Annotated in this window: 18 protein-coding genes and 1 pseudogene; 14 read left to right on the forward strand and 5 right to left on the reverse strand. The window is 57.5% G+C overall.

What is annotated here, in order from left to right:
• Positions 1 to 25 precede the first annotated feature (25 nt).
• Positions 26 to 658, reverse strand: a complete 633-nt coding sequence (locus tag I6F36_RS32335; protein ID WP_225145091.1) for a NodA family N-acyltransferase — start codon at positions 656 to 658, stop codon at positions 26 to 28.
• Between the two features lie 824 nt (positions 659 to 1482).
• Here I6F36_RS32335 and nodD1 point away from each other — a divergent pair.
• The 10 genes from nodD1 (at position 1483) to I6F36_RS32385 (ending at position 13747) form a co-directional block, all read left to right on the forward strand.
• Complete coding sequence (nodD1, locus tag I6F36_RS32340) at positions 1483 to 2427, forward strand: transcriptional regulator NodD1 (RefSeq protein WP_225145092.1); 945 nt, start codon at positions 1483 to 1485, stop codon at positions 2425 to 2427.
• Between the two features lie 634 nt (positions 2428 to 3061).
• On the forward strand, positions 3062 to 4054 hold the full coding sequence (locus tag I6F36_RS32345) for a LysR family transcriptional regulator (protein ID WP_225145093.1): 993 nt from the start codon (positions 3062 to 3064) through the stop codon (positions 4052 to 4054).
• A 361-nt stretch (positions 4055 to 4415) separates the two neighbouring features.
• Positions 4416 to 4832 (forward strand): hypothetical protein, encoded by a 417-nt coding sequence (locus I6F36_RS32350; protein ID WP_225145094.1) that lies wholly within the window; start codon positions 4416 to 4418, stop codon positions 4830 to 4832.
• Between the two features lie 121 nt (positions 4833 to 4953).
• The gene (locus tag I6F36_RS32355) at positions 4954 to 5673 is read left to right on the forward strand and encodes a MerR family transcriptional regulator (RefSeq protein ID WP_225145115.1); all 720 of its coding nucleotides are present in this window, start codon (positions 4954 to 4956) and stop codon (positions 5671 to 5673) included.
• Positions 5674 to 5939: 266 nt separating this feature from the next.
• Positions 5940 to 7052, forward strand: coding sequence for a branched-chain amino acid ABC transporter substrate-binding protein (locus I6F36_RS32360; RefSeq protein WP_225145095.1), 1113 nt, complete (start codon positions 5940 to 5942; stop codon positions 7050 to 7052).
• Between the two features lie 561 nt (positions 7053 to 7613).
• Entirely contained in the window at positions 7614 to 8645 is a 1032-nt protein-coding gene (locus I6F36_RS32365) for an LLM class flavin-dependent oxidoreductase (RefSeq protein ID WP_225145096.1), read from the forward strand.
• A 534-nt stretch (positions 8646 to 9179) separates the two neighbouring features.
• Positions 9180 to 9767 (forward strand): integrase core domain-containing protein, encoded by a 588-nt coding sequence (locus I6F36_RS40055; protein WP_369424452.1) that lies wholly within the window; start codon positions 9180 to 9182, stop codon positions 9765 to 9767.
• Positions 9768 to 10942: 1175 nt separating this feature from the next.
• On the forward strand, positions 10943 to 11323 hold the full coding sequence (locus I6F36_RS32375) for a NolY (protein ID WP_225145097.1): 381 nt from the start codon (positions 10943 to 10945) through the stop codon (positions 11321 to 11323).
• Between the two features lie 680 nt (positions 11324 to 12003).
• Positions 12004 to 12249, forward strand: a complete 246-nt coding sequence (locus tag I6F36_RS32380; RefSeq protein WP_225129708.1) for a hypothetical protein — start codon at positions 12004 to 12006, stop codon at positions 12247 to 12249.
• Positions 12250 to 13024: 775 nt separating this feature from the next.
• The gene (locus I6F36_RS32385; protein ID WP_225145098.1) at positions 13025 to 13747 is read left to right on the forward strand and encodes an outer membrane protein; all 723 of its coding nucleotides are present in this window, start codon (positions 13025 to 13027) and stop codon (positions 13745 to 13747) included.
• A gap of 336 nt (positions 13748 to 14083) precedes the next feature.
• Here I6F36_RS32385 and I6F36_RS32390 read toward each other — a convergent pair.
• The 3 genes and pseudogenes from I6F36_RS32390 to I6F36_RS32400 all read right to left on the reverse strand — a co-directional run.
• A pseudogene (locus I6F36_RS32390) lies at positions 14084 to 14286 on the reverse strand (helix-turn-helix transcriptional regulator); the annotation flags it as partial.
• A gap of 86 nt (positions 14287 to 14372) precedes the next feature.
• Entirely contained in the window at positions 14373 to 15098 is a 726-nt protein-coding gene (locus I6F36_RS32395) for a LuxR family transcriptional regulator (protein ID WP_225145117.1), read from the reverse strand.
• Between the two features lie 381 nt (positions 15099 to 15479).
• Positions 15480 to 15824 (reverse strand): hypothetical protein, encoded by a 345-nt coding sequence (locus tag I6F36_RS32400; protein ID WP_225145099.1) that lies wholly within the window; start codon positions 15822 to 15824, stop codon positions 15480 to 15482.
• 553 nt (positions 15825 to 16377) lie between these two features.
• Between I6F36_RS32400 and I6F36_RS32405 the strand changes: the two genes are divergently transcribed.
• A complete protein-coding gene (locus I6F36_RS32405; RefSeq protein WP_225145100.1) occupies positions 16378 to 16545 on the forward strand; it encodes a hypothetical protein in 168 nt (55 codons plus the stop codon).
• 1420 nt (positions 16546 to 17965) lie between these two features.
• Positions 17966 to 19300: an oxygen-independent coproporphyrinogen III oxidase gene (gene hemN / locus I6F36_RS32410; protein WP_225145101.1), complete on the forward strand. Its 1335-nt coding sequence runs from the start codon at positions 17966 to 17968 to the stop codon at positions 19298 to 19300.
• A gap of 414 nt (positions 19301 to 19714) precedes the next feature.
• On the opposite strand, the gene I6F36_RS32415 is transcribed toward hemN, so the two are convergent.
• The gene (locus tag I6F36_RS32415) at positions 19715 to 20233 is read right to left on the reverse strand and encodes a hypothetical protein (protein WP_225145102.1); all 519 of its coding nucleotides are present in this window, start codon (positions 20231 to 20233) and stop codon (positions 19715 to 19717) included.
• Positions 20234 to 20671: 438 nt separating this feature from the next.
• On the opposite strand from I6F36_RS32415, the gene I6F36_RS32420 reads away from it, so the two are divergent.
• Positions 20672 to 21073 (forward strand): hypothetical protein, encoded by a 402-nt coding sequence (locus I6F36_RS32420; RefSeq protein WP_225145103.1) that lies wholly within the window; start codon positions 20672 to 20674, stop codon positions 21071 to 21073.
• A 750-nt stretch (positions 21074 to 21823) separates the two neighbouring features.
• Positions 21824 to 23113, forward strand: a complete 1290-nt coding sequence (locus I6F36_RS32425; protein ID WP_225145104.1) for a carbohydrate porin — start codon at positions 21824 to 21826, stop codon at positions 23111 to 23113.
• Positions 23114 to 23536: the final 423 nt, after the last annotated feature.

Raw genomic sequence — 23536 nt, forward strand, 5'->3', positions numbered from 1 at the left:
ACAGCAGATAGGGGGAGATGCTCTTTCACAACTCAGGCCCATTCCGATCGATGACCGTCCCGGCCGGCCACTCGCCTATCGAGCGTCCAACCGGGAAAACCACCACGATCACGTCTTCGATGCGGGTCGGCGACAAATTGGGATAGACATCCGGATGCGTGGAGCGGACGCGAATGCCGGACATGAGGGTGGCAAGCCCCTGCCTTCCGACCAGTCGAGTCATGTGTTTCTCAAGCGCAGGCCGAACCGTGCCAAAGCCGAATGGAATCCCGAGCTCCTGCAGTGTGGGATACATCACGCGCATTGCGTGGCTGATTCCCAGCCCTTCGAGATCCGGACGCACCGCATACAACCCCAGTTCGGCCACGAGGAGATCGACCCCACCAATCTTGATGAAGCGGCGTAGTAGCCCGAGGTGAGCAGCTATCCCGCGCGCGTCGTAACCAATTACGCGGAGCTCAGGTCTTGCCCCGGCCCAACTTCGGTTGCCCTCAAATGGCTGCGCATTGAACGCACCGGTCGGCCCGTAGCTCTTGCGGAAGAACTCGGCGAGTTCGGCATGATCGGTGAGCCGCAGTTCGTTTTCCCAGCGACGGCTCCACTGCACTTGAGTGCGTGTAGAAGGAGCTTCCGCAGTCCGGGATACGGCGATGTTCATGGCGAGCTTCCTTGTGCCAGTGGAATGAAGAGCGGAGATGGTCACTTGAACTCGCTAGTCGCCAACAGTGAAATGCGCTGCTATGACCCGTCGGAGCGCGGCACTCCTCGCCTGCACCGCGCCGTGCGCCTTCGCTCGCGATGAAGATATCGCATGGTTCGCGCTCGTGATCCGGCCAAAGCCCTGCGCGAGATATGCCGAAAGATGCCGACGAGGCGATTGGACTGGCGAGAGCCTGTCTGCACCACGAAGCTTTGCCGCCTCGTCTAGCATCGCTGTCGACGCTTTGACGTCTGAGGGCAGGTCTTCGATGCGCGGGGCCTCATCGATGGCGCATCGGAACGCCATCAAATCACACTGGTTCTTATCCATCTTCGACACGCCCTGAATGCGGTGGATAGGCGAGCCATTTGCAGAGTCGCCTGAATTTCTTGGCATCCGCAATCTGCGCCTGCCGTTATGTCGCGACACTAGAATGCGGCTGAACGCGCTCTCAAGTGTACGCGGGTAAACCTGCAATATGGAAAGGGATGGAACACGCATACCAAGGTTTATCGAGGTCCGCCTGACGTCTCGATCGAGCGAGCTTCGCACAGAGAAGAAGCGACGCGGCTCGCGCGGCGCGCCCATAGCCGCTCTCGAAACACATGCGGCGCCAGCTCGCACGTCCAGGAGTTGTTCTCTGAGTCCGCGTGAACGAGCAGCAGCCATGGTGATATGCTCGATTATTTTTTCCAAACTGATGTTTGCTATCCAACATCCCGCTATTTGGTAAAATCGATAGTTCCGATGGAACACATCCACACGATGGATAGACTTACAAGATGCGGTTCAAGGGACTTGATCTAAACCTTCTCGTTGCGCTCGATGCTCTGATGACGGAGCGCAACCTCACAGCGGCGGCGCGCAAAATTAACCTGAGCCAGCCCGCTATGAGCGCTGCCATCGCTCGGCTGCGTACCTATTTCCGCGATGAACTATTTACCATGAGAGGTCGAGAGCTCGTCCCGACACCTGGCGCGGAGGCGCTTGCAGGCCCGGTTCGCGAGGCGCTGCTGCACATCCAACTCTCGATCATATCACGGGACGCGTTCGACCCGACTCAGTCGAGCCGACGCTTCAGGTTCATTCTCTCCGATTTCATGACGATCGTCTTTTTGCGCAAGATTGTGGACCGTCTTGCACAGGAAGCTCCCGCGGTGCGCTTCGAATTGCTGCCATTTTCCGATGAACCCGATGAGCTGCTCCGCCGGGGCGAGGTCGACTTTCTCATTCTGCCGGAACTGTTCATGTCGAGCGCGCATCCTAAGGCGACGCTGTTCGACGAGACCCTCGTATGCGTGGGATGCCGCACGAACAAGCAGCTATCGCGGCAACTTACGTTCGAGAAATACATTTCGATGGGCCACGTTACGGCGAAATTCGGACGGGCGCTCAGACCAAACCTCGAAGAATGGTTCTTGCTCGAGCACGGCGTCAAGAGACGCATTGAGATCGTTGTGCAGGGCTTTAGCCTGATTCCGCCTATATTGTTAGATACGCGCCGTATCGGCACAATGCCCTTACGACTCGCCAAACACTTCGAACAGCGGATGCCACTGCGGATCGTCGAACCACCGCTCCCTCTGCCCACATTCACCGAGGCTGTGCAGTGGCCTGCGTTCCACAATACCGACCCGGCAAGCATTTGGATGCGGCGGATATTGCTGGAGGAAGCATCCAACATGGCATCTGGGCCTCAGGAGACTCCAACTCGCAGACGCTGCTAGAATCATAAGCCGCTCTCGGCAAGTTCCAAATACGCTCCGAACCCTTGGACATGCTCGGCCGCTTTCGTCACTTCAACGTTTCTGGCGCGAAGCGGCCAGAGATGGCGATCGGTTGCGAAGAATTGCCGAGTGGCGAGCGGTGATCTCGCTGGTGAGGTTTGGTGCGCTTGCACCTCAAACCGGCGACGCCCGGCCCTATCGCGTCAGAACTCGCCTCCACCAGTGCGACAATGTTTGGCTTGCCCGATAAAATCGCTTGAATCGCACCCCGCGTCAGGTTGTAGGTTGGCCGCCGTGCTAACGCTGCGCTACGCGACCGTCGACTGGGCGGTTTGGTGAACTGACGGCGCTGGCCGGGACACTGGGTTGAACTGCCATTAACCAACTGATCGGGCCCTGTTGCGTGGCTCGCTGGAAACGGCGAGACCGATCAGCTTCGGGACTCCTGACGGTTTCTGGCCGCCGCTGGGTGGCCTGCCGCCTTGCTCTCCAATGTTGCGGTCATTTTACGAGCGTCTTCTCGCGATCGCAGGATGGAAACGATGTCCATTCGGGCGAGCCAATAGGACCTCCAGACGCAGCCGTCACCGCTCGTTGTATGCGCCGCAGTTACGTTCCTGCCGGATAAGAAGACATGCGTTTCAAAGGTCTAGATCTAAATCTTCTCGTCGCGCTGGATGCTCTCATGACTGAGCGCAATCTCAGCGCGGCGGCACGCAAGATTAACCTTAGTCAGCCGGCCATGAGCGCAGCCGTTGCCCGCCTGCGCTCCTATTTCGATGACGAGCTGTTTGGGATGAGGGGGCGGGAACTTGTCCCCACCTCACGCGCGGAAGGACTCGCAGCTCCTGTGCGCGAAGCTCTAACGCGCATTGAGCTCTCAATAATCGCGCGGGACGCGTTCGACCCAGCTCGATCGAACCGGCGATTCAGGATCGGCTTTTCTGATTTTATAACAGTCGTATTCTTTCGAAATATCGTGGAGCGCGTCGCGCGAGAAGCGCCTGCTGTCAGCTTCGAACTCGTGACGCTCACCGATGAGCACGATGAGCTTCTCCGCCGCGGCGAAGTCGATTTTGTTATCTTGCCGGAATTATTCATGTCCAGCGTGCACCCCAGGGCGGCCCTATTCGAGGAGAGACTCGTTTGTGTAGGTTGCTGCACGAACAGCCAACTACTACGGCGGCTTACATTTGATCGGTATATGTCGATGGGCCATGTTGCGGTTAAGCTCGGAGGTGCGCGCAAGACGCTGGTCGAGGAATCCTTTCTACTCGATCTCTGTCTCAATCGGCGGATCGACATTCTCGTGCAGAGCTTCAGCATGATCCCGCCCCTGCTGGTAGGCACGAACCGCATAGGGACGATGCCATTAGGGCTTGTAAGGCATTTCCAAAGAACGATCCCCCTTCGGATTGCCGAGCTTCCGCAGCCATTCCCCGCCTTCACTGAGGCGGTCCAATGGCCCGTGCTTCACAATAGCGATCCGGAAAGCCAGTGGATGCGAGAGATATTGTTGCAGGAGGCTACCCGCATGGCAACTGGACAAGAGCCCTCCATCATCTGCACTTCGGAACGACCGGATACTGCCGGAGATTTCGCACGACCCGTCTCGCCGTTGTCGTAAGGACGATCTCAAGATCGTGCGAACCTTACATCCCAACGAATGTCTCAACGCACAATTTAGGCTCGCCTCTCTCGAATTCGTGGTCGCTCTATAAAGATCCTCGCAGCGGACGGCTATGATGACGACGTTGTGTAGGTCTTTCGAACGTTGGCATTAGGCTCGACGTGCGAGCGGCGGCTGGACCGTTGGCCTGCTTTTGGAGACAGGGACGCACGTTGCACCTGGCCGTCGGGCGCACCTGCCTCGATACAGCAGAATCGGCGCCGGGCTGTCGTCGTCAACTCTCCGAATCGGTAGTGGCTCCCGACGAGCGGAGACGGTTCTTTGCGGTTACCGAGTCGTACCACCACGCACAGTGAGCGTGGTGGTCATCGATCATGCACATGACCACGATCTCTTGCGTTGTCGAAGCAAGCATCGCGCACGCGTGTTGCCCTATCGCATCAGCCTGGAGTACATCGCATCTTCGTCGCTCCGTGCCGCGGGTCTGACTTCTTTTGGCCCTATCGGCGCCAAACGTCTTGACGACGTGCGCTGCCATTACGCAATGACAAACAAGGAGCTGACGTTGGAGCAATGCAGCGGCGTGTTCGATCCGGAAGAGCTTTCCGTCCTGGGACGCCTTTATGATAGTGCGGTCATCGCGCTACCCCCATCGATGCGAAATCCGGAAAATTGCACTGCAATCGCCAAACTCATCTTGGAGCGTACAGCGGCTGGCGATGCTCAACTAGCATGCCTGACGAACTTGTTGAACACCATTTGCCCTCAGGGTTGATCCCCCGCCATTCTGAGGATAGTCACCACTCTCGCGCTGGAATGGAAGACGATCCAGCTAGAGCTTTGAAAAAGCTTGAATCACACGTGACGTCAGGTTGTAGGCTTTGAAATTGAACAACATGAGCAAAGCTACACCACGAAGGCGTCGATGGCGCATTGGCGAACTTGCAGAGGCGACCGGAGTAACGGTACGCACGCTGCATCATTATGAACATACGGGGCTACTAGCAGCCTCAGAGCGTACTGACGGCGGCCACCGGATGTACGACCGCGAAACCGTGCAACGGGTTAACCAGATTCGGGCGCTACGTGAGCTTGGCTTCTCGCTTGTCGAGATCCGCAAAGCTATGGAGGGCACGGCCTCACTCACGGACCTGCTGCGCAAACATCTTGAGCGGATAGAACTTCAAGTCGCTCGGGCAACTCTGTTGCGAGATCGCCTGCGCAACATGACCATCGACAGTGAGATCCAGGTAAGTGTGGATGACCTGCCAGCTACCTTGAATGCCATGTCGCGGGTCGAGACGCGTAGTCAGAAATCCCGATGCACCTGCAAGCTAGCTGCAGATCGCGAGGAGCGGTGGCGGCAGATCCGCGACGACCTGCGTGATTGTATGGATCGGGGCGAGCCCCCTTGCGGCGAGCGAGCAAAAGCTGTCGCAGCTGCAGCCCGCCTGCTGATCAGCGAAATCGCCGGCGCCGATTCACGCGTTTCGATGATCCTGAAGGTACTTGCACGTTTAAGCGCCCCCCGCAGTCTGGCTGGTTGGGATCCCTGCCTCATGCAATATCTCGATCTCGCCCTTGGCGGGTTGGAGGATCAGCCGTACTTTGGCTGATCGGCGACTCTGATGCTGGCCGACAGCTTTACGGGTTCGAGCGGACAGATCGTCATGGCCTCGCCGATCCGGGGCTCCCTGACGCCTTGATCGAGACTCCCTTCAGACGGGGCTTGAACCGCACGTAACGTCAAATTGTAGGCTCTTACGTGGTCGCAATCTGGCCGACCTGACGCACGCTTCGCTTGGCTGGCGGCCTCGACCTGCAGCCACGTCTGATCACAGCTGTTGGCGGTTCACTTTAGGTGAGCATTGGGAGCTTTACAATGTTAAATGGGCATAACGCTTCTGCTGCGAGTGCAGCGCTTCTCTTCTGCGCCCTCGCTTCGGCTGCGCGCGGCTCCGAAGTCAAGATTGCCGTGGCTGGGCCAATGAGCGGAAGCAGCGCTGCGTTCGGCTTGCAAATGCGCGATGGTGCGGCTGCGGCGGTCGAGGCGTTGAACGCTTCGGGCCTACTTCCCGATACCAGGGTGGTTATGAGTGTCGCCGACGACGCCTGCGACCCGAAGCAAGCCGTCGCAGTCGCGAATAAGCTCACAACAGAGCGGGTACGGTTGGTCATTGGTCATTTTTGTTCCTCTTCGTCGATCGCGGCCTCCGACATCTATGCCGAAGCAGGCATCGTTCAGGTCTCCCCTGGCTCGACAAATCCTCAGCTAACAGAACGAGGCCTTCAGACCGTCTTTCGGATCTGCGGCCGCGACGACCAACAGGGCACCGCTGCCGCTGAGTACATTCACAGGAACTACCCTAACGCCAAGATCGCAGTGCTCGACGACAAGAGCACCGCAGGCAAGGGTATTGCCGACGTGGTTGAGGCACAGCTTCAGATGTTCGGTGAACAAGTCATTCGGCAAAGCTACGTAGCCGGCGAAAAGGATTACAGGGCCCTGGTCTCAAGAATGAAGAAGGATGGGGTGCGCGTCGTCTATATCGGCGGCTATCATACCGAAATCGGCTTGTTTGTACGCCAGGCATCAGAGGCAGGAGCGGGCCTCGTCGTCATGGCGAACGATCCGTTGATGACCTCTGAATTCTGGGCCATTACCAGCACCGCTGGAAATGGCACGTTGTTTACCTTCATGCCGGATCCCGCCAGGAATGCCAATGCGGCCGGCGTGGTAGCCGGACTCAAAGCTTCCAACCTGTCCGCTGAAGGCTACACGCTTTACGCCTATGCTGCCGTGCAAGCATGGGCAGAGGCGGTGAACCGGACCGGCTCGCTCAATGCTGCGCGCGTCGCCAGCGCACTTCATTCACGGGCGATCGATACCGTGATTGGGCCAGTGCGGTTCGATACAAAGGGAGATAATGCGGTTCCTGGTTTTCTGGTTTACCGCTGGCGCGACGGCCGTGTTGAAACTGTCGAGCAGAACTGATTGGCGTCAACGCCGCCTCCCCAAACCCAAAGTGACACGGATGATGAGACGCCCTCAGGACGTTGGAGCAGCGATACTCGCAAGCTCTCTTATTCTTGCAGCTTTCGTAGCGTTCGTCGCGTTCGTTGCAGCCCTCGCAGAGCTACCTGATGTCGACCTGAACGAGACGCTGCGTCCGACCATAGACAAATAGTAGCCTGTCGCGCTGATCCGGCTCGCGGGCACATGACCTCTGAAGCGGCCATCTACAATGGTGCTAGGTTAGGTGGCATGGACATTTCTGCGGCCAAGCGTTGGGGCAGGCGAAGAAGAGGAGAACGCGAAGCTAACGGTGCTTCTGGTCGAGCACATGCTCGGTGAGGAGGCGCTTCGCCACCTTTTTTCAAAGTAACTGCCGGACCGCCATCTACGCATTCTCGTGACCCAATCACACGTGCAACGTCAGATCCACGCACCCAAAGAGAAACGCACTAAGCCGTCAAATGAGGAACAACACCTCTTTGAGCGCGACGGCACGAAGCAACCAGGGCTCGCCGCCCCATATAATCGGAGATTGATCGAGTGAAGAGTGGCCTTCCTTCAAGACTAAGGTGCGGCATTTTCGACCATTTGGATGACGACGGTCGAGATGCCGCACGACAATATGAAGATCGTCTCAAGCTGGCGGAGGCCTGTGATTCTCTGGGCTTCTACGCTTATCACCTGGCCGAACACCATTGCACACCTCATGGCAGAGGGCCCTCGCCGAACCTGTTTCTATCAAGCCTGGCGCAGCGCACCCGGCAATTGCGCTTTGGTCCGCTCGTCCTGTTGCTCAATCTTTATCACCCATTGCGCGCATTCGAAGAGATCTGCATGCTTGACCAGTTGAGCGGCGGCAGGCTCGAGCTCGGGATCGGCCGCGGCTCCCAGCCGATTGAATGGGGCTATTTCGGCATCAGTGCAGAAACCGCACCAGGCCGTTATACTGAAGCCAGCGAAATCCTGAATATTGCACTGAAGGGACATACGCTATCCTATCAGGGACACCACTTTGAGCTGAGCGAAATACCCTTAACCTTGAGGCCTCATCAACGTCCATATCCGCCGACCTGGATCGCCAGCAATCGGGCCGAGTCGGCGCAGTGGGCCGCTGCAAATGGCGCCAATCTGGCGTGCATAGGCCCCGCCTCTGTTGTCCGGAAAGTTACGGAGGCCTACCGCTCCCAACGCGGCCACAATACAACCGCACATGGCCGCGAGCCATTTCTCGGCCTCGCCCGCATGGTCGTAATTGCTAAGTCTGACCAGGACGCTCATGCGGCGGCCAAAACTGCGTATGGACGATGGCTGGAGAGCTTCAAGTTTCTTTACGACTTGAACGCCATTCCGACGCCGCCCGCCCTTCCGCTGACCTTCGATGCAGCACTTGAGAGCGAATTGTGTGTCGTTGGAACGCCAGCTTCCGTCCGGCAGCTTCTTCTTCAGCAGATGGAAGAGGCAGGTGCCAACTACTTGCTTTGCCAGCTTGCATTTGGAAACCTTCCGCTGGAGGTCTCCGTGTACACGGCAACCGCAATCAAAGCTGAAATTCTCGATAGCTTTGGTGGTTAATGTCTACATTGGGGAATCATAGGCTTGGCAGAGGAGACCGGCGCACTGAGGTTGTCCGAATCTGGTTGCGATTTTGGTTGTCGTTTGCCCTGGGCGCGAAGGCGATCGTCAGCCTCAATGGGAGCGATCAAGCATTCACTTTTTCTGACTGCGCTTCTTCTTACTTCGGCACATGAAACTCTGCTTTCGAAGAGAATTCTTCGTTGTGAGCGCGCTTTGCGCAATGGACTGTCTGCATGGGCGAACTGGCGGCGGTGCCGTCTACGTCAGCAACGGCAAGATTGTCGGGGTCGATGTTGGAAACCTTCGCTATAGTGGCACCTACATCGAGCAGGCGGCCGCATAAAGGGGACTGTCACTTATATGCGCCAACCGGCGGCACGCTTGCAATTGGCGCTCAAGCACCGGCAGACAACAGATGGAGCCTGACGCTCGATTGGCCTGCCAACTTCTCAGATGGGAAGCCACAGGCGCTCATGGTTGAGGTAGTCCGGTACACGTTATACTGGAGAAAATCGGCGATATCTGACCCGCCTGTCGCACGCGGGCCTCGCCGACTGGATCGCCTTTTATAACGAGGAGCGCCCGCACCAGGCACACGGCTATCGCACGCCGATAGCGGTCTGGCGCGCCGGCGCTACAGCCAAGGCTGTGGACATGGTGGACAACGCCGAAGAGGCGTTGCCCACATGCCCACAACCTCAACAACAGACGCAGACAGAGGCCCTCGCGGCCCGATATCAGAAAATCGGAGCGGCGAGAGTTCCAACTAAGAAGGCGGCGTCAGTGGTCCTGCTCCCGGGGTCCACTTCAGTGTTGCGAGCGTTTATCAACTCATCCGCAGGCGGACGCTCTTCGTCCGCTTCGATCTCGCGGGCCTTTTCAATGAAGGCCAGCGATTGCTCAGGGTCATCCTGCATCTGCGGGAGGCCGGAGCTGGTGGATAGTCGCCGTCGAGATTCCACGGCCTTCTCTTCTTACGCACATCGGTGGAGTTTTTGTGGGACCCTCGTGACATCTGGAGTCCAATCTAGACGTATTCGCTGCGATTTTTTGTCTTCTCTATCATGGCCGGTCATCAACGAATCAGCAGGCTCGCCTAAAGGCCCTCAAACTCACTGAACCAAGACTGCGGGAAAACACTAAATAACCCACTTTCGATGTACGCGATGAGATTACTCGTGTACGCGATCCACGAACTGGATGCGTCCCATCAACACTTTCGATTTTACCAATTTCAGCCAAATACCCCATAAGTCGATCGCCGGTTTCCGGAAAGCACATTTCACGAATGTCGTGTGACCATGGATCCTTCTTGCTATCAGCATAGTCGCAGGCCGATTCAAGCTTCTCGTGGCTGCATCCCTAACGACACCCATCAATCTTTGGAATCGAGACGCGTGCGGCGCAAATCCAGTCGGATGGCCAATCGCAACGTCTGGCGCGCAGCGTATCGCGCTGTCGCCTGCCCCTTTGCAATCTTACTAAGGCGCTCCAAGAAGATCGGCTCTCGCGCACACTGCTTGGCCAAAGCAAATGCGTGCGCTGCATAGAATTCGGGCAGTCGAACTGCCCTCTACACCGGTGCGGGCGGGACTTTCCGCCCTGACCAGGCGGGCAGCGTCGACAATCCGCCGCTGTCGCGGCCTTCAGGCAAAGCAGTGCGATCAGCTATCTGACCAGGCTAAGTGCAAGCGACATATCCTCCGGCCAGGACGATGCACTGATGTCGATCGGCGTGATGAGACCAGTCTGGCGATCTTGCTGCCCACGCCCATACGTCGTGTGATCGCGGATTCTCACTCCGCTCGCATGCACAGTACTCGTCGGCGGGCCGCCCCCACATCCACTGCTTACAGACTGACGCCACCCTATCTCATTCTATGCGCCGGCGCTCTTCGACCATATCCCGACGCGGTTATCCCTCGTCTGGCGAGGCCTCCGGTTACGTCTAGATCGCTATGTCAGGCGGCAAGCAATCCCGCAGCAGTTCGGGCCTCGCTTCTCGACTTGCCGTCATCAGCGGTGTCCCCGCTAGCTGGAGTCACTGCCACGGCCCAACGCGCTGGACCGGCTCGACGATCCAATCAAATGACGGGCCATCTACAAGCAGTTCGCAGCGCTCTATACCGTCGATTCCGCCTTTGCGGTCGTTTCGCGGCACATGCCTGCCATCCTCTCCCTTCGGCGACCGTGCGTGCGCACCTTGCCTTGTGCAGCAGCCATTCGTTCTATCGCCGTCTGCCACAACCGTTAATCAGCCTGCTGCCTGCATTTAACCACTTTGGAGCAACACCGTGGAACTTGACCCTTCCAATTCACGCGCAGAGGACCTTGAGGAACGCATCGACCTGCAACTCGACATCGTGGCCGCCCTCATACGCGAAGAAGGCAACGAGCTCGATGCGATCCGACTGCTGAACGCACTCACAAACCAAATGATTACGGCGGAAGTGGAGCTCGGCCAGCTAGGCGATACCAGTACCGGGGGCCGCGCCAGCGACCAGCGAACGACGCGACTGTCGCGAGACCGTGGCGTTTACTACCCAGAAGACCTTCAGGTTTTGGGACGCCTTCTCGATCAGGCCGTGGCAGCATTACCGGCAGTGCTTCGAACTCCCGCAAATCAACTGAAGATCGCGAAACTAATTCTGTCACGTTCAGCAGCAGCCGACTGAGATTTCATTTGCCTTTTTCTGCGGTTGATGGCGCGCTTATCGAACGTCCCTGGGCTGACTGCTGCGGCCGTACGTACCGGGGATCGACGACTTGGCGTCTATGGGCACACCGTCCCGTAAGCGCGCCGGTTCCGCTGGCTTTTCCATATCGCAACTGTTCGCCACCATGCTCGAAAGCTGGAGCCTGCACCGAGAGCAGGAGACCACGCGCAGGGCAGAGCAAAGGACGATGGGCCCCGGACACGTATCAGAAAGCAAACAAGCAGTGTTCGGAAAACGCCACACGCTTCCAGAAACGCTTCTTAGCTTGAGACTGCGAATGGAGCGTAACGATCCATTTTCATTGTGGCTTTAGTCGTGATTGGCATGGCGCCGATTTTCCGATTGCAGGAAGAGCCGCAGTTATTGACCGATGCCGAGCAACAAGAGCGCTGCGGTAACGAAGTCGCGCGACGCGTGCTCGTTTCAGCCGCTTCAGAATTATTCGAATTGCGCCTGGCAATACGACTGCGGGGTCATCGGAACTTCAACAAACATCTATAGATTCATTGAAGCACCGAGAGCAGCTCGATGTCCGAGCGTCCTGCTGCTCTGATGTCTTACTTGCTGGGACAAGCCACAGGCTCTCGGTTAGCTTTGCCAAAGTACCTCCTTGTATCAGGACGTCGTGGAGTGTTGAGATGGATCAGTTCTTACCGGAGCAAGTGCAGATGACAGATGCTATCGTGAGCGTCGCATTTGATAAGGCCTGGCGCTTTGTTGAGAAGGATCCGTTGCTGGCGCATAATCTCAAGACGGTCCTCCACAGCCGGTTGCGCACTTTCCTTGAGTCTTCGATAAGGAAAGGCGAACGGAATACTTTAAATCTGGCAAATGAGGCGATACGCAGCTTGCGGGCTGAACTGGCGCCGTCGACGGAGCAATAAGGCGCTTGAACCTCTACTGCCATATAAGGGGACCTTATGCGGCGGGAAAACAACCGGGGCAGAGCGTGCTCGAGCTGACCTTCCTCCACTCACGTTCAGCCCCGCTGAAGACAAGCACGTTCGCGACGACTGTTGCCTATGCAGCTCTTCTAGTGACCCCAGACCAGTAACCTGGAACCCAGAGCAAGTCGGCGACGGGACGGAACAGCCGCGCAATATTCGCTCGCGCCAGCGGAAACGCCCTAGCGTTTTCTCTCCTGACCTTGGCTCGGCACGAGCTTGCTCAACTTCAAGCGAGAGCCTCGTCAGGCACAGCCGCATCGGCTTCTTGGCATGGTCGATCGAGGTCTTAGCAGAGGAAAATCGTGCTGCACTTATGATAGGTCCGGAGCCAAAGCGATCCAGGCCTGTGATCGATCATCGCCGCATCGCCCATGACTGCAAGCGGCAGCACGGCCCTCCTGCCGGAAGAATGAGCTTTTGCGCGCCCGAGACGTCTTCGATCAGCGGTCTTCATTTGCCGAACTCTCTGAACAGCGAGCATGCACGGGACGTGTTGGCGCAGACTGGCCTTGTCGCTAGTTAGCGAGAGGGAATCAAACACCTCGCAGCATTTCGGCCGAGGCAGTGCATGGCAAGTTGCGCGCGCCACAATCTGACGCGGCGTGCGATTTGACCCTTTTCTTTCGAAGACATGTTGTGCGGCAGTTACAGCAATTCGCGATCATGTTGTTAAACGCACGGCGCTGGGGGCACCGAAAGGAACAACACTCGAATGAAGAATTTTCTGATTCTGACCGCAAGCATCGGCGCACTCAGTGCGGCCGCTCCCGCATTCGGCACGGACCTCGCCGGGCAGCCCGCCCAGGTCAAGGCGCCACCGCTCCGGGTCGCAGCCCCGATTATCGATTGGTCCGGCTACTATATCGGTGTCAATGGCGGCTGGGGAACGAGCCGCAACTGCTGGGATTTCAATGGAGTCACTCCCGAGGGTTGCCATAATTCGACTGGCGGTACCGTTGGCGGCCAGATTGGTTATCGTTGGCACATCTTCAACATGGTCTACGGGATCGAAGGCCAGGGCAATTGGGCCGACTTCAGCGGCTCCAATGTCAGCGCCGCCTTCCCAGCAAACACCATTGGCACCAAGACAGATGCGTTCGGTCTGCTCACCGGCCATATTGGCTACACGTTCAATGCCGTGCTGCTGTACGCCAAGGGCGGTGCTGCGGTGACCAGCAACACCTATCACTTGAACTCGGTGGCTACTGGCACCGAGATTGTAGACAATGATGTGCGTTGGGGTGGCGCGCTGGGCGCCGGTGCCGAAGTCAGCCTCGCGCCCAGCTGGTCAGCTGGCGTCGAGTATTCCCACTTGTTCATGCAGCGCAGCAACGTAAGCTTCCCAGCGGCCGTTGCGGCCGATCGCGTCCACCAGGACGTCGATCTCATCACGGCACGGCTCAATTACAAGTTCGGCCCTGGGTTTGCCAAATAATGATCTCGACGCGGTTGCGTGAATCGGGAGCCCCGACCGCGGTCGGGGTTCTTTCTTCACACGCTGCTTCCCCTTCCGAAGCACCAGGTCCGAGTTCGTCTAAGCAGGGATCACCGGCTGGATGGAACGACGCCGCCTGACCTCAACACGGGCGGACGAGGTCCGTCGATTCAACATCTGATGGCACTTTCGGCGAAGCCGCAAGTACAACACTCCTTGAGGCAAGTCCGAAACCTCTCGCCGCGTGAGGTTGCGGAGCTCCATAAGCATCCATTAACCTGCCAGAAGTTGAAGCAAGATTTAGCACTTGGTGCTCGTTCCATTCGACTGATGAATTCAAAGAAGATTGAGGCGAATTACTATAGTGACCGCCTGAATCCGGCTGGTCGCACCGATCTTTCGCATCGCATTTTTGATATGAAAATTGACTGTATTCTCGCTGATATTCATGATCTTCCCCATTTCCCAAGACAATTTCCCCCCCTTGCGAGCCACCTCAAGCAACTGATTTCCCGCTGCGATAGTGCAACGTTTCTTTCGCAATCATTATCGCGGGGCATCGATTAACCTGCCAGAAGCTGAAGCAAGATTGGCGCTTGGTGCTCGTTCCATTCGACTGATGAATTCAAAGAAGATTGAGGCGAACCGCCATAAGGACCGCTTGAATCCGGCTGGTCGCGCCCAGCTTTCGCATCGCATTTTTGATATGAAAATTGACTGTATTCTCGCTGATATTCAGGATCTTCCCAATTTCCCATGACGATTTCCCCTCTCCCACCCACCGCAAGCAATTGATCTCCCGCTGCGATAGTGCAATTTTTCTTTCGCAATCATTATTGCAGGGGCGAGCGATGTCGCCATAGGCGGTGTGAAACTGCGAGGCCAGCGCGTTGAGATGACCGATGTGATCCTGAGGATCAGCATCGTCGGACGCAGATGCAAACGACACCACGGATACCCGACCCAACGGGCCAAACAATGGCACGCTCATGCCATGCTTCAGGCCCGCCTCTCTCGCCTCGTCCAATACGCGTCTCTCGTCCGGTTGAAGTTGATAGCGGTCGGCGAGTTGGTCCCACAAAAACGGCCGCGATTGCATCGGCGTCCTCCGGATCACCGGATCGATAGTATGGTACTTGTGTTTGAAGTATCGGTCGCACCAGTCCGGCGGCCACTTCACAGCCACAGCCGGAGGTGGATACTCCGCCAGCCGAAGTGGCTCGACGAAGTTGAGAGCGCCGAAAGCGACTTCACTGAACCCTTCCTTGGTGGAACAGCTTACAAGAAGCTCGAACAACGCTCTGAGCGAATGCGTCTGTTTCGCGCATTCGGTGAAGCTAAAGAGATCCATGATGGGCGCCTCAGAACCTCGATCAAGCTCCCTGTCATTGTGTTCGATTGCGTTTGTTTCAGGCGGAGCCAAATTCAAATCCATGACCTGAACCCTTTGGTTTGTTCTTCGTGAAGTCTGAGCGCCACACCCTGCGTCAGATGCCATTCCCGGATTCGTGCCCTGCCGCTGGCTGCGCCGGCATGGTCGTCCCGTCAAACAGCCGAGATACCGCCATCATCCCTGGTCCGAGGCTGAACGGCACGGCGCAATCGAAGCGCCGTTGCACAGGCAAAGTGATTGGTCGAGCTCGCCGATAGCGTACTGGCGAAATCGAGATCACCGGGCGGTCGTCCGTGTTGATGGCCTGGCAGTGATAAAAAGCCCGATGGCCCTGACGACTCAGCTGGCGAGACGAACCAAACAGCACGAGCGGTCACAGGCCCAGCTCTGTTTAGATTGGATGGCGAGAAACCATGGTCCTGTCCGAAAGACGGTTCGCTTTGTCTCGAGGCCAAGCACGAGGACATGCTGGGCACTAAACTCCGCGATACAGGTAAGGTAGAGCACGCCCATGCGGTTGGCGGTGCCGGACTCGACTTGCGCGTTGTCGGTATCGATTCTCTGCTTGCCGACGAAGACAACAGGAGCGTCATTTTTCTTCCCAATCTTGCGAATTGCCATCGCTAACCGTTGGCTGATGCTCCGCCCTATGACGGCCTCGGGGACGCGATCGATGAGCAACACGGAACAGCCGAAGCCATACTCCTCGCCGGCGTCTCAGCGGGTCCGTCCGGCAGGTCCGGCGCAAATGAGTCGAAGGGGCAGAAAATGGCCACGTCAAAGATGCAATGGGAGATACTCGCAGTCGCGAGACCCGCTTGATGCAGAGGACACTTTGCATGCGCATCTCCAGAAGGGAGAGGACCCCGGATCGGATCGCACCAGTCCAGCAAGTGTCATACCAACTGCTGATTTCGCGAAAATCACCGCCGGGACAAGGGCTTGAAAGGCGGCCGGTTGGTCGCAAGGTAAGTGCATTGAAGCAATCATGACATTGGGAGGCAAAGGCGACAGCGCCATTTGCGCGAGCCGCAGCACGAGTAGGGGCCAGGAGATCTTTATCAGTATTCTGGAAAGCTGCGCCAATCTCGTTATCGGCTCGCGCATCGACTAAGTCTGCAAGCCATCTTAGTCCAAGTTCGGAGAAAGTTGGGTTAAGTCCGTCCTTGCAGCGCGCTGCTAATGGAGATTGTCAGGGAAGATGTGCTGAGCGCCAGAAAGTTGCAGTCAATTCGAAATGGGCAAGGATGCGGAGGCGCGGCAATGCGCCCCCTCCGCCACGAAGCTGCCAACATCGCGCCGCACCTATGAAATCAAGCACGCCGAGAGAGTCATCCTTCACCGGTTCTCCGATGAGTTCGACGCCGTTTTACAACAGGAATGGCGCTTGCTGGCGCAATGGTGAGTCGACGCGTCGTTCTTCGATCCCATCTCCATCTGAAACACGCCGAGACCCTCTCACGCGGTCTCGCTAAAGGCTGCTGATAGAGTCAGGCGGTTTGGGGGCGTGAAGTATTGACATTTGCCGCAAACGTTTCAACAGCGAACTGAAGGCGATGATCGCCACAGATCATATACTGACGTACGTAGCCGTCGCTGTGCTTGATTGTTGCTGCCAACCGTCTTGCGGGGAGTCGTCATCAGCTCTCATTCGCGGAAGATGATCTTCAGACCCGATCGGCATATGAAGCGTAAACTTTCTCGATCCAGTGTGAATGGGCTGGAATGCCAGGGCGCGATCCCGCCGTGTAATGATCCCGTGCAAGATCTCGGAGCTGGCTTCTGCCTAGATGGCCTCCAGGCCGCCGCGCGAGAACGATTCCTTGTGACGGGATGATCGACGCTTCACCAGGCGGGCTATGTGAAACAGTGAGAGCTGCTGCTGGTGCACCGGATTGATCGCGAGGCCAATGAGGGGCAACTGCAATTGTGCGCGCTCTGCCGGTTCCGCTAGCCGCAAAGGCGATGTCAAAAAACAAAAGACATCAAGCGCTGAAGCAAAATAGAATACTGCAGATAGTGTCACGTGTGAGATTTCTGGCCGGGCTCGCGTTCGCTATAAGCAGGACCTGCAAGTTGTTGTGAGTTGGCGAGCTGCATTGGAGCCGGAACGAGACGCCGCCGAACCAAGGCGCACCCGACGCACTTTGCCGGGTGTGAAAGTGCGCCGGGCTCGCCCCAACATCATCAGTACATCCGTGATGATGCTCGCGGCAATGAGACAAGTAGCGTGGCGGAATTGAGGCTCATTGCGTTTTGTACTTGAACTTCGAAAATGTTTTTCGTGAGCTGCTGCAAAGGACTTGAATCGCACGCAGCGTCACATTGTACGATCGCGAACTTGGCGCTCTTCATCCAGCAAGCAACGTATTTTCCGTGACACGCCGGCCTTGGACGGGAGACACCGGTCGAATGCTGCGAGCATGCACATCGATTTTTCCACGAAAAGCCAGTTTGAACGTCTCGGGACAGCCTGCCCGCTCTTGATGATGCCTTTAGATCCCTGTCTTCGTCGCAAAACGGCTGCATGTCAGGGAGTACAGAAGCGACGCGCCCTCGGATGAATGATTGACACTGCACACAGCTTAGTCGGAGGACGTCGAGCCGCTTGGGCCGTACTCCTAAGACACGTTCATTCTACCCACAAGACTCCAGATAATCGCCAAGGAGCGACGCTCACTCCCACTGCCGGCCCTAAGGTGGTTGGCAGTGACATCGAGAGCGGGATCAATCTCAAGAACAGTTAGGCGCGTTTGACATAACGCAAAGACACAAGAGAGGGCACCGGTCAGTTTCACGCTGTTTGCGCATGGGAAAGTTAAGCCTTGCAGACCTCCCTCATAAACAAGTATTGCGATGCTCGCCTGCCTTGGTACACCATCTACCCAACCGTACCGGATTTCTCCGCGATGGTCGGTCCCAAGATTTGTGAGACATGGTTGAGGCGGCTGCCGCCGAACGAACCCGTATCGCTCTACCTCCACGTTCCGTTCTGTCGCTCGATCTGCTGGTATTGCGGCTTCCCTACAAGCCTCACTCGCAGCGAGCGTCCGATCCGCAATTATTTGGCGGCGGTGCGGGATGAAATACGCTTGGTCGCAGAGCAAGCGCCGCCCGCTCTGCCGGTGAGCGACGTGCATTTCGGCGGCGGGACGCCGACCACCATTGCGCCGACTGATTTCCTGGGCTTGATGGAACTCCTGCGTCGCTGCTTCGCGTTCAGCAAATCAGCTACCATCGCCATAGAAATCGACCCGCGTGCGTTCACGGCCGAGATGGTCGAAACGTTAGAAGCGGCGGGGATCAGTCGCGCGAGCATAGGCGTGCAAAGCTTCGACCCCGTGGTTCAAAGGGCGGTCAACCGCGTCCAGAGTGAGGTGCAGACGGCTTCTGTCGTCGAAAGCCTTCGCCAGCATGGGATAAGGCGCATCAATTTCGACCTTCTCTTCGGACTGCCACATCAGACGGTGCGGTCCTGCGTGGACTCCGCGCGGACGGCCCTGGCCATGCGGCCAGACCGGCTTGCGGTTTTCGGCTATTCTCACGTCCCCTCCTATATGAAACGTCAGCGCCAGATCGATGAGACGGCGCTGCCGGATAATGTCGCCCGCGCCGAGCAAGCCGCGGCTATTGCAGATACGCTGGTCTCGGCCGGCTACCGCCTGATCGGGCTCGACCATTTCGCCCTGCCCAACGACGAGCTGGCGCTGGCGCAGAAAGCCGGTCAGCTGCGCCGCAACTCCCTGGGTTATTCAGCTGATACCTGCAAAACCGTAATCGGCTTAGGTCCGTCAGCCATCGGCCGTCTGCGTGACGGTTACGTCCAGAACGAGAGCGCAACCGCTTCCTATGGCCAACACATTCAGGCTGGTCGTCTGGCAACCTCAAAAGGCTACTGTCTCTCCCCCGAAGATCGGCTCCGCGCCGCAATTATCGAGCGTCTGATGTGCGATTTGCAGGCCGACGTACCAGCGATCTGTGCTGCTCACGGATTTGATCCGGTTCCTCTTCTCAATTCGGCCGACCGGCTGGGAATGCTTGCCGAAGACGGGATAGTGGACATTGAAGAGGGATTCATTCGGGTCAAGCAGGAACACCGGTTTGTCATTCGTGCTGTTGCTGCCGCATTCGACACTTATCTCGACCGTACCCCCTATTAACTAAGCCGCGCATGTGAGCAGATCCCAAAGATCTAAGCTTTTCTCGACCGAATGATCTGAAGAGGCACCTCCGGCAGACAGGCCAGATTTCGAGGATGCAGCGGCGGTGTCATGACAACAATCTTTCAGATATGGCCTCAAACCGGGAGGGCTGACTAAAAGGAAGCTGATTTGAAGGAGAAGCGCAGCGGATTCCGCCGTTCAGGGCCACGGCTCGATCATGCCGAAAGGGCTCTGCCCCACCTCTCCTTGAGTGCTCTTGATAATGGTGACTGCCTCAGGGCGACGTGCCGTTGGAGACGCCGGCGTCCGCACCAGCTTCGGGAATTTTACGGCTGGAGGCAGCTTTGCGAAGCTATGGTCCACCTCCTCGCGCACAGTTGGACACTCGACCACGCCCGCAGCGTCTCAGGCTCAAGGCTCGGCTATCTTCGGTCCGGCGATCACTGGCGCGCCTCCGACGGAAACAGGTCCATGTGGTTTGGACCGCCCGAAGCGTTTCCTGGCGACGTTCGAAACAGCCCGGGGTGGCGACAAAGGAGGCTCGGAAGCAGCAGAAGGGACAGGTGTTGAACTCTGCAGCGCATCGATCCGCGAAGTCAGCATGGTGATCTGATCCAGGATCCCTTTGAGGACATCCCGCTGGGCATCGATCTGGCGGTTGAGTTCTGCGATCTGATCGCCAGCTTTCTGCTGTGCCCACTTTATCTCGAATAGGGATGCCCTGTCCTCCAGTGACAGGCTCATTGTTGAAGCGACATCCCTGCTTTCCGGCGTCTCGACAGGCTCTTCAAGGTTAGCCCAAAGCCAGGCGCCAGCAGCACACGAGCCGACGAGGACAAGCGGGAGCACCAAGACCGGGAGAATCCGTCTTGACGGCCCGTGCAAGAGCGGGCGCAAGTCTGAAGCGGCCGCATGTTCAATCAAGTCCATTGTTCCTCGCTCAAGATCCCATTCCAGCAGGCTTATTCTGTCGACGCGATCGCCCGCGATGCTCCCGCGCTCCAGGAGCTGCCAGCGTCGACAATAATCAATCTTGGCGAGCTTCCCGATCGGCTGCGCCTGCTCCTATGAAACGCTCCTTCTTAAACGCAACGCGACAATTTGCGCGCGTTCTCCATGATAGCGCCACCAGCGAGCAATGGTTCTCGTCTTCGTCGGCGATGGCGCAGCATTTTCTCATCATTCAGAAGAACCTTGCAGATCGTCTTTTCTTGCCCCGACACGAATGCAAACCGTCCACTGATCCGGCAGTGTGTTCGATGGACTCCCGCCTTACGCCTTGCCTGACCAGCAACTTCATCTGGGACGGGCCACGTAAGCGCAACGGCTGATCGGCCGAGCCGCAATGGCCGATTGGACTGGCAACCATTGCACCTGATCAACTACCAGTTCCGGCAGGTTGTTCGAGATGACGGGCACGTGCCAAGCGTGACCAACGAACGCCGCGCACATCAAGGATTCGGATGCAAGACAAGTTTTGCCGCGCTGACGGCAACCAGCAACTGCTCGCCGATATCCGCCAGAGCTGCTCGATGGCTGATTCGTCCGGTCTCCTGGGCCATCACGTTGGATGTTGTTGTGTGGTTGCCGCGCGCGCAAATTCAAAGGCTCTTCGGCCTTCAAGCCCGCCGATTGTCTCGTGTTTCGCTGACAACGATACCAATGAAGCGCTTCGTGAAGCCACGCCTCTTGCATGGCGAGCCTTGCTTTCGGGTAGCTGCCGTTTGGTCCAGAAAGCCGCCTTCGATGCAGATGCGCGCCACCGCCTGACTCGCAGTGAGCAAGGTGGACATTCGCAATGTTCTGGTGGCCAGGACAGCAAGCCCCGCGCGCTCGTCGTGAGCATTTGCCGAGCCAGCGCTCTCCGCTGGCTCTCGGCGCACCGACGTCATGCACAAGCAAAGTTTCGGACCAGATCATCATCGCGCCGCGAGCTGAGAGGTTCAGGAAGCCTGAGTGGCTCTGTTCGGATAGATCGCGTTCTGGCTCGTCCCCCTCGCCCTCGGACGCGAAAGGACGCCGGCGATGCCGCTTGCTGAGGAGCGCTGGCGACGAAGCGGTCCAGACTGCCGCCGCGGAGGGATTCTGGATTGCTTCGCTGCGCTCGCAATGACGATGTGGAAGCAGGCGCGTGGCACACTCCGCCGGGAGCTCACTCTGGGCCAATCAGGCCGCAGTTCAATCTATTCATGTCCGGCAGACATGGACCCGAACTACGCCATGCGTGATTGCCTTCTTGCGACGACCTCGCCTCGAACATACTCGGCTAGGTCAGCACTTTCTTTCAATTTCAGACTAAGGCGAAAGCAATCTGGGCTTGCTATCGCACTTTCGCTAGCGGCTTGTCTGGTCGGCAATTCCGTACGGGCACAAACCGCCAGCGGACTTGATCCTAGTAACCACCCTGTGGATGAGACCCGCAAAAGAGGAAAGACTTCCGACCGGGCCGCAAAGCTCCCGATCGACCTGGTCCGTCAGGCAATCCGCCCTCCTGCCCCGGCGCCAGCAGCAGGTCCCGGAGTGCCTTTGGAGAAGCGCGGCAATGCGGACAGGGCTGCTCAGACGAGACCGCAAAAAACGATCGATCCCTTCCAAAGGTACGACAATCTGCGTGAAAAAGGGTTGTGGTTCCCCATCCCTGGTCCTGCAGATACGATTGATCAGGACAAGGGGGGCGTTAGATCTGCGCTGGCGGACGTCGGCATCGGCTATATCGGGTGGACACATAACTCCTTTGCAAGCAACCAGCTACCGCATGCAGCCAGAAGCACTATCGCAAACCAGCTCTATATGGGCCAGAATCCGACTTTCGCGTCGGCGAACCTCATGATCGTCACCTACGATCTGAGCCGGTTCGGCATTGCCGACGGACAGATTGTCGTAGGAGCCGAGCAGCAATACTGGACGTGGGATCGCCCAGGGCCAGATCGAGTGGGACTCAATACGCTCGCCTACTACCAGACTTTCTTCGACAGGACACTAGAGCTCAAAATTGGCTACCTCAGAAACCAGAATGAATTCACCGGTACATTGTTCGGAGGGATTACAGGATCGAACATGTCTGCCTTGTTCCAGGCAGGGATGAGCACCAATGCCGCGCCCACGCCGGCGGTCAACTTGAAGTGCAATTTCGACGATCGCTTGTATAACAAGGTCTCCGTCCAGCGCTCAATCAGTCCCGATGGTCCCTATGCCCACATAACGGAGAATCCCACTGGCTTGAACTGGAGCACGGCCAATGCAGGCATCCTTTTCGTCGAAGAAGCCGGCTACAAGAGCAAGGCTGCTCCCGGCTTACCCGACACGTGGCTGCGGGCGGGCATTGGCTTCAACACTAGCCGCTACACGGATTTGGCGGATCCCAAGCAACAAAGGAAGAGCGGAAATAATTTTCACTACATCGCTGCGGACAGGCAGCTCTGGCAGAGTGACGCCCTTGAGTCGCCGTCTCGCGGCATCTACGGCGGCTTTTCCATCATGGGAGCTCCACCTGAGCGCAACAGGATCAGCCGGTATTACGAGCTTCGTCTTTATGCGAAGGGATCTTTTGATAACCGGCCCAGTGATCTGATTGCCCTCGTTGCGACCAACACGGCCTGGAGTACGCTTGCAGTGGATGCTGCTCTGGCTAAAGGCCAGCTTGCGCACCGCGATAGCACAGCAGTCACGGGAACATACATCGCGCATCTCGCTCCGGGGATATATGCAAGCGTCGGACTGTCATACATTCATTACCCGACAAGCATCACACACACGCCCCAAACGGAACACGCGCTCAATCTGTTGGTATCTACGTTGATATTCTTCTGATCATCGCAAGCGCCGTTCTGCTCCGACGTTATCGTGACGCATGGGACCGGACCTTCGCGATCCCCTTGAAGGGACCGGCCGCATCTGCGCTAGACCGTTCGAGGGAAGCAAACTACGTGGAGCAACGACCCAATTTTCGAGGACATTTTCCAGATTGTCTCGCCTTGCATAGACAGCAGGTTCGCAAGGCACGCAACCTACGATGATTTGCGAGAGCCTCCTGATCATGACCTGAGGCCGGCAAACTGGACCATTTTTGGCTAGAGTTGGCGCGGCGTAAATCCCTCGACTGGGAGTGACCTGCCACTGCATTTTCATCCAGCGGCAGTTAGAGTCTCGGGGTTTTGTACGCCAAGTGGCGCGGATGGAGCAACGGACGATCGGCGGAGCTGGTCGGGGTTGCGCAGCCGATCGTCCGTTGCG

Origin of the sequence: Bradyrhizobium sp. BRP19, assembly GCF_020194195.1 — a bacterium.
GTDB classification, from domain to species: domain Bacteria; phylum Pseudomonadota; class Alphaproteobacteria; order Rhizobiales; family Xanthobacteraceae; genus Bradyrhizobium; species Bradyrhizobium yuanmingense.

Coding starts and splice junctions, on each gene's coding strand:
- I6F36_RS32415 (WP_225145102.1), bottom strand. CDS start 20,233: ATGGACTTGATTGAACATGCGGCCGCTTCAGACTTGCGCCCGCTCTTG.
- I6F36_RS32355 (WP_225145115.1), top strand. CDS start 4,954: ATGAGCAAAGCTACACCACGAAGGCGTCGATGGCGCATTGGCGAACTT.
- I6F36_RS32395 (WP_225145117.1), bottom strand. CDS start 15,098: ATGGATCTCTTTAGCTTCACCGAATGCGCGAAACAGACGCATTCGCTC.
- I6F36_RS32385 (WP_225145098.1), top strand. CDS start 13,025: ATGAAGAATTTTCTGATTCTGACCGCAAGCATCGGCGCACTCAGTGCG.
- I6F36_RS32335 (WP_225145091.1), bottom strand. CDS start 658: ATGAACATCGCCGTATCCCGGACTGCGGAAGCTCCTTCTACACGCACT.
- I6F36_RS32405 (WP_225145100.1), top strand. CDS start 16,378: ATGGGCAAGGATGCGGAGGCGCGGCAATGCGCCCCCTCCGCCACGAAG.
- I6F36_RS32380 (WP_225129708.1), top strand. CDS start 12,004: ATGGATCAGTTCTTACCGGAGCAAGTGCAGATGACAGATGCTATCGTG.
- I6F36_RS32360 (WP_225145095.1), top strand. CDS start 5,940: ATGTTAAATGGGCATAACGCTTCTGCTGCGAGTGCAGCGCTTCTCTTC.
- I6F36_RS32345 (WP_225145093.1), top strand. CDS start 3,062: ATGCGTTTCAAAGGTCTAGATCTAAATCTTCTCGTCGCGCTGGATGCT.
- nodD1 (WP_225145092.1), top strand. CDS start 1,483: ATGCGGTTCAAGGGACTTGATCTAAACCTTCTCGTTGCGCTCGATGCT.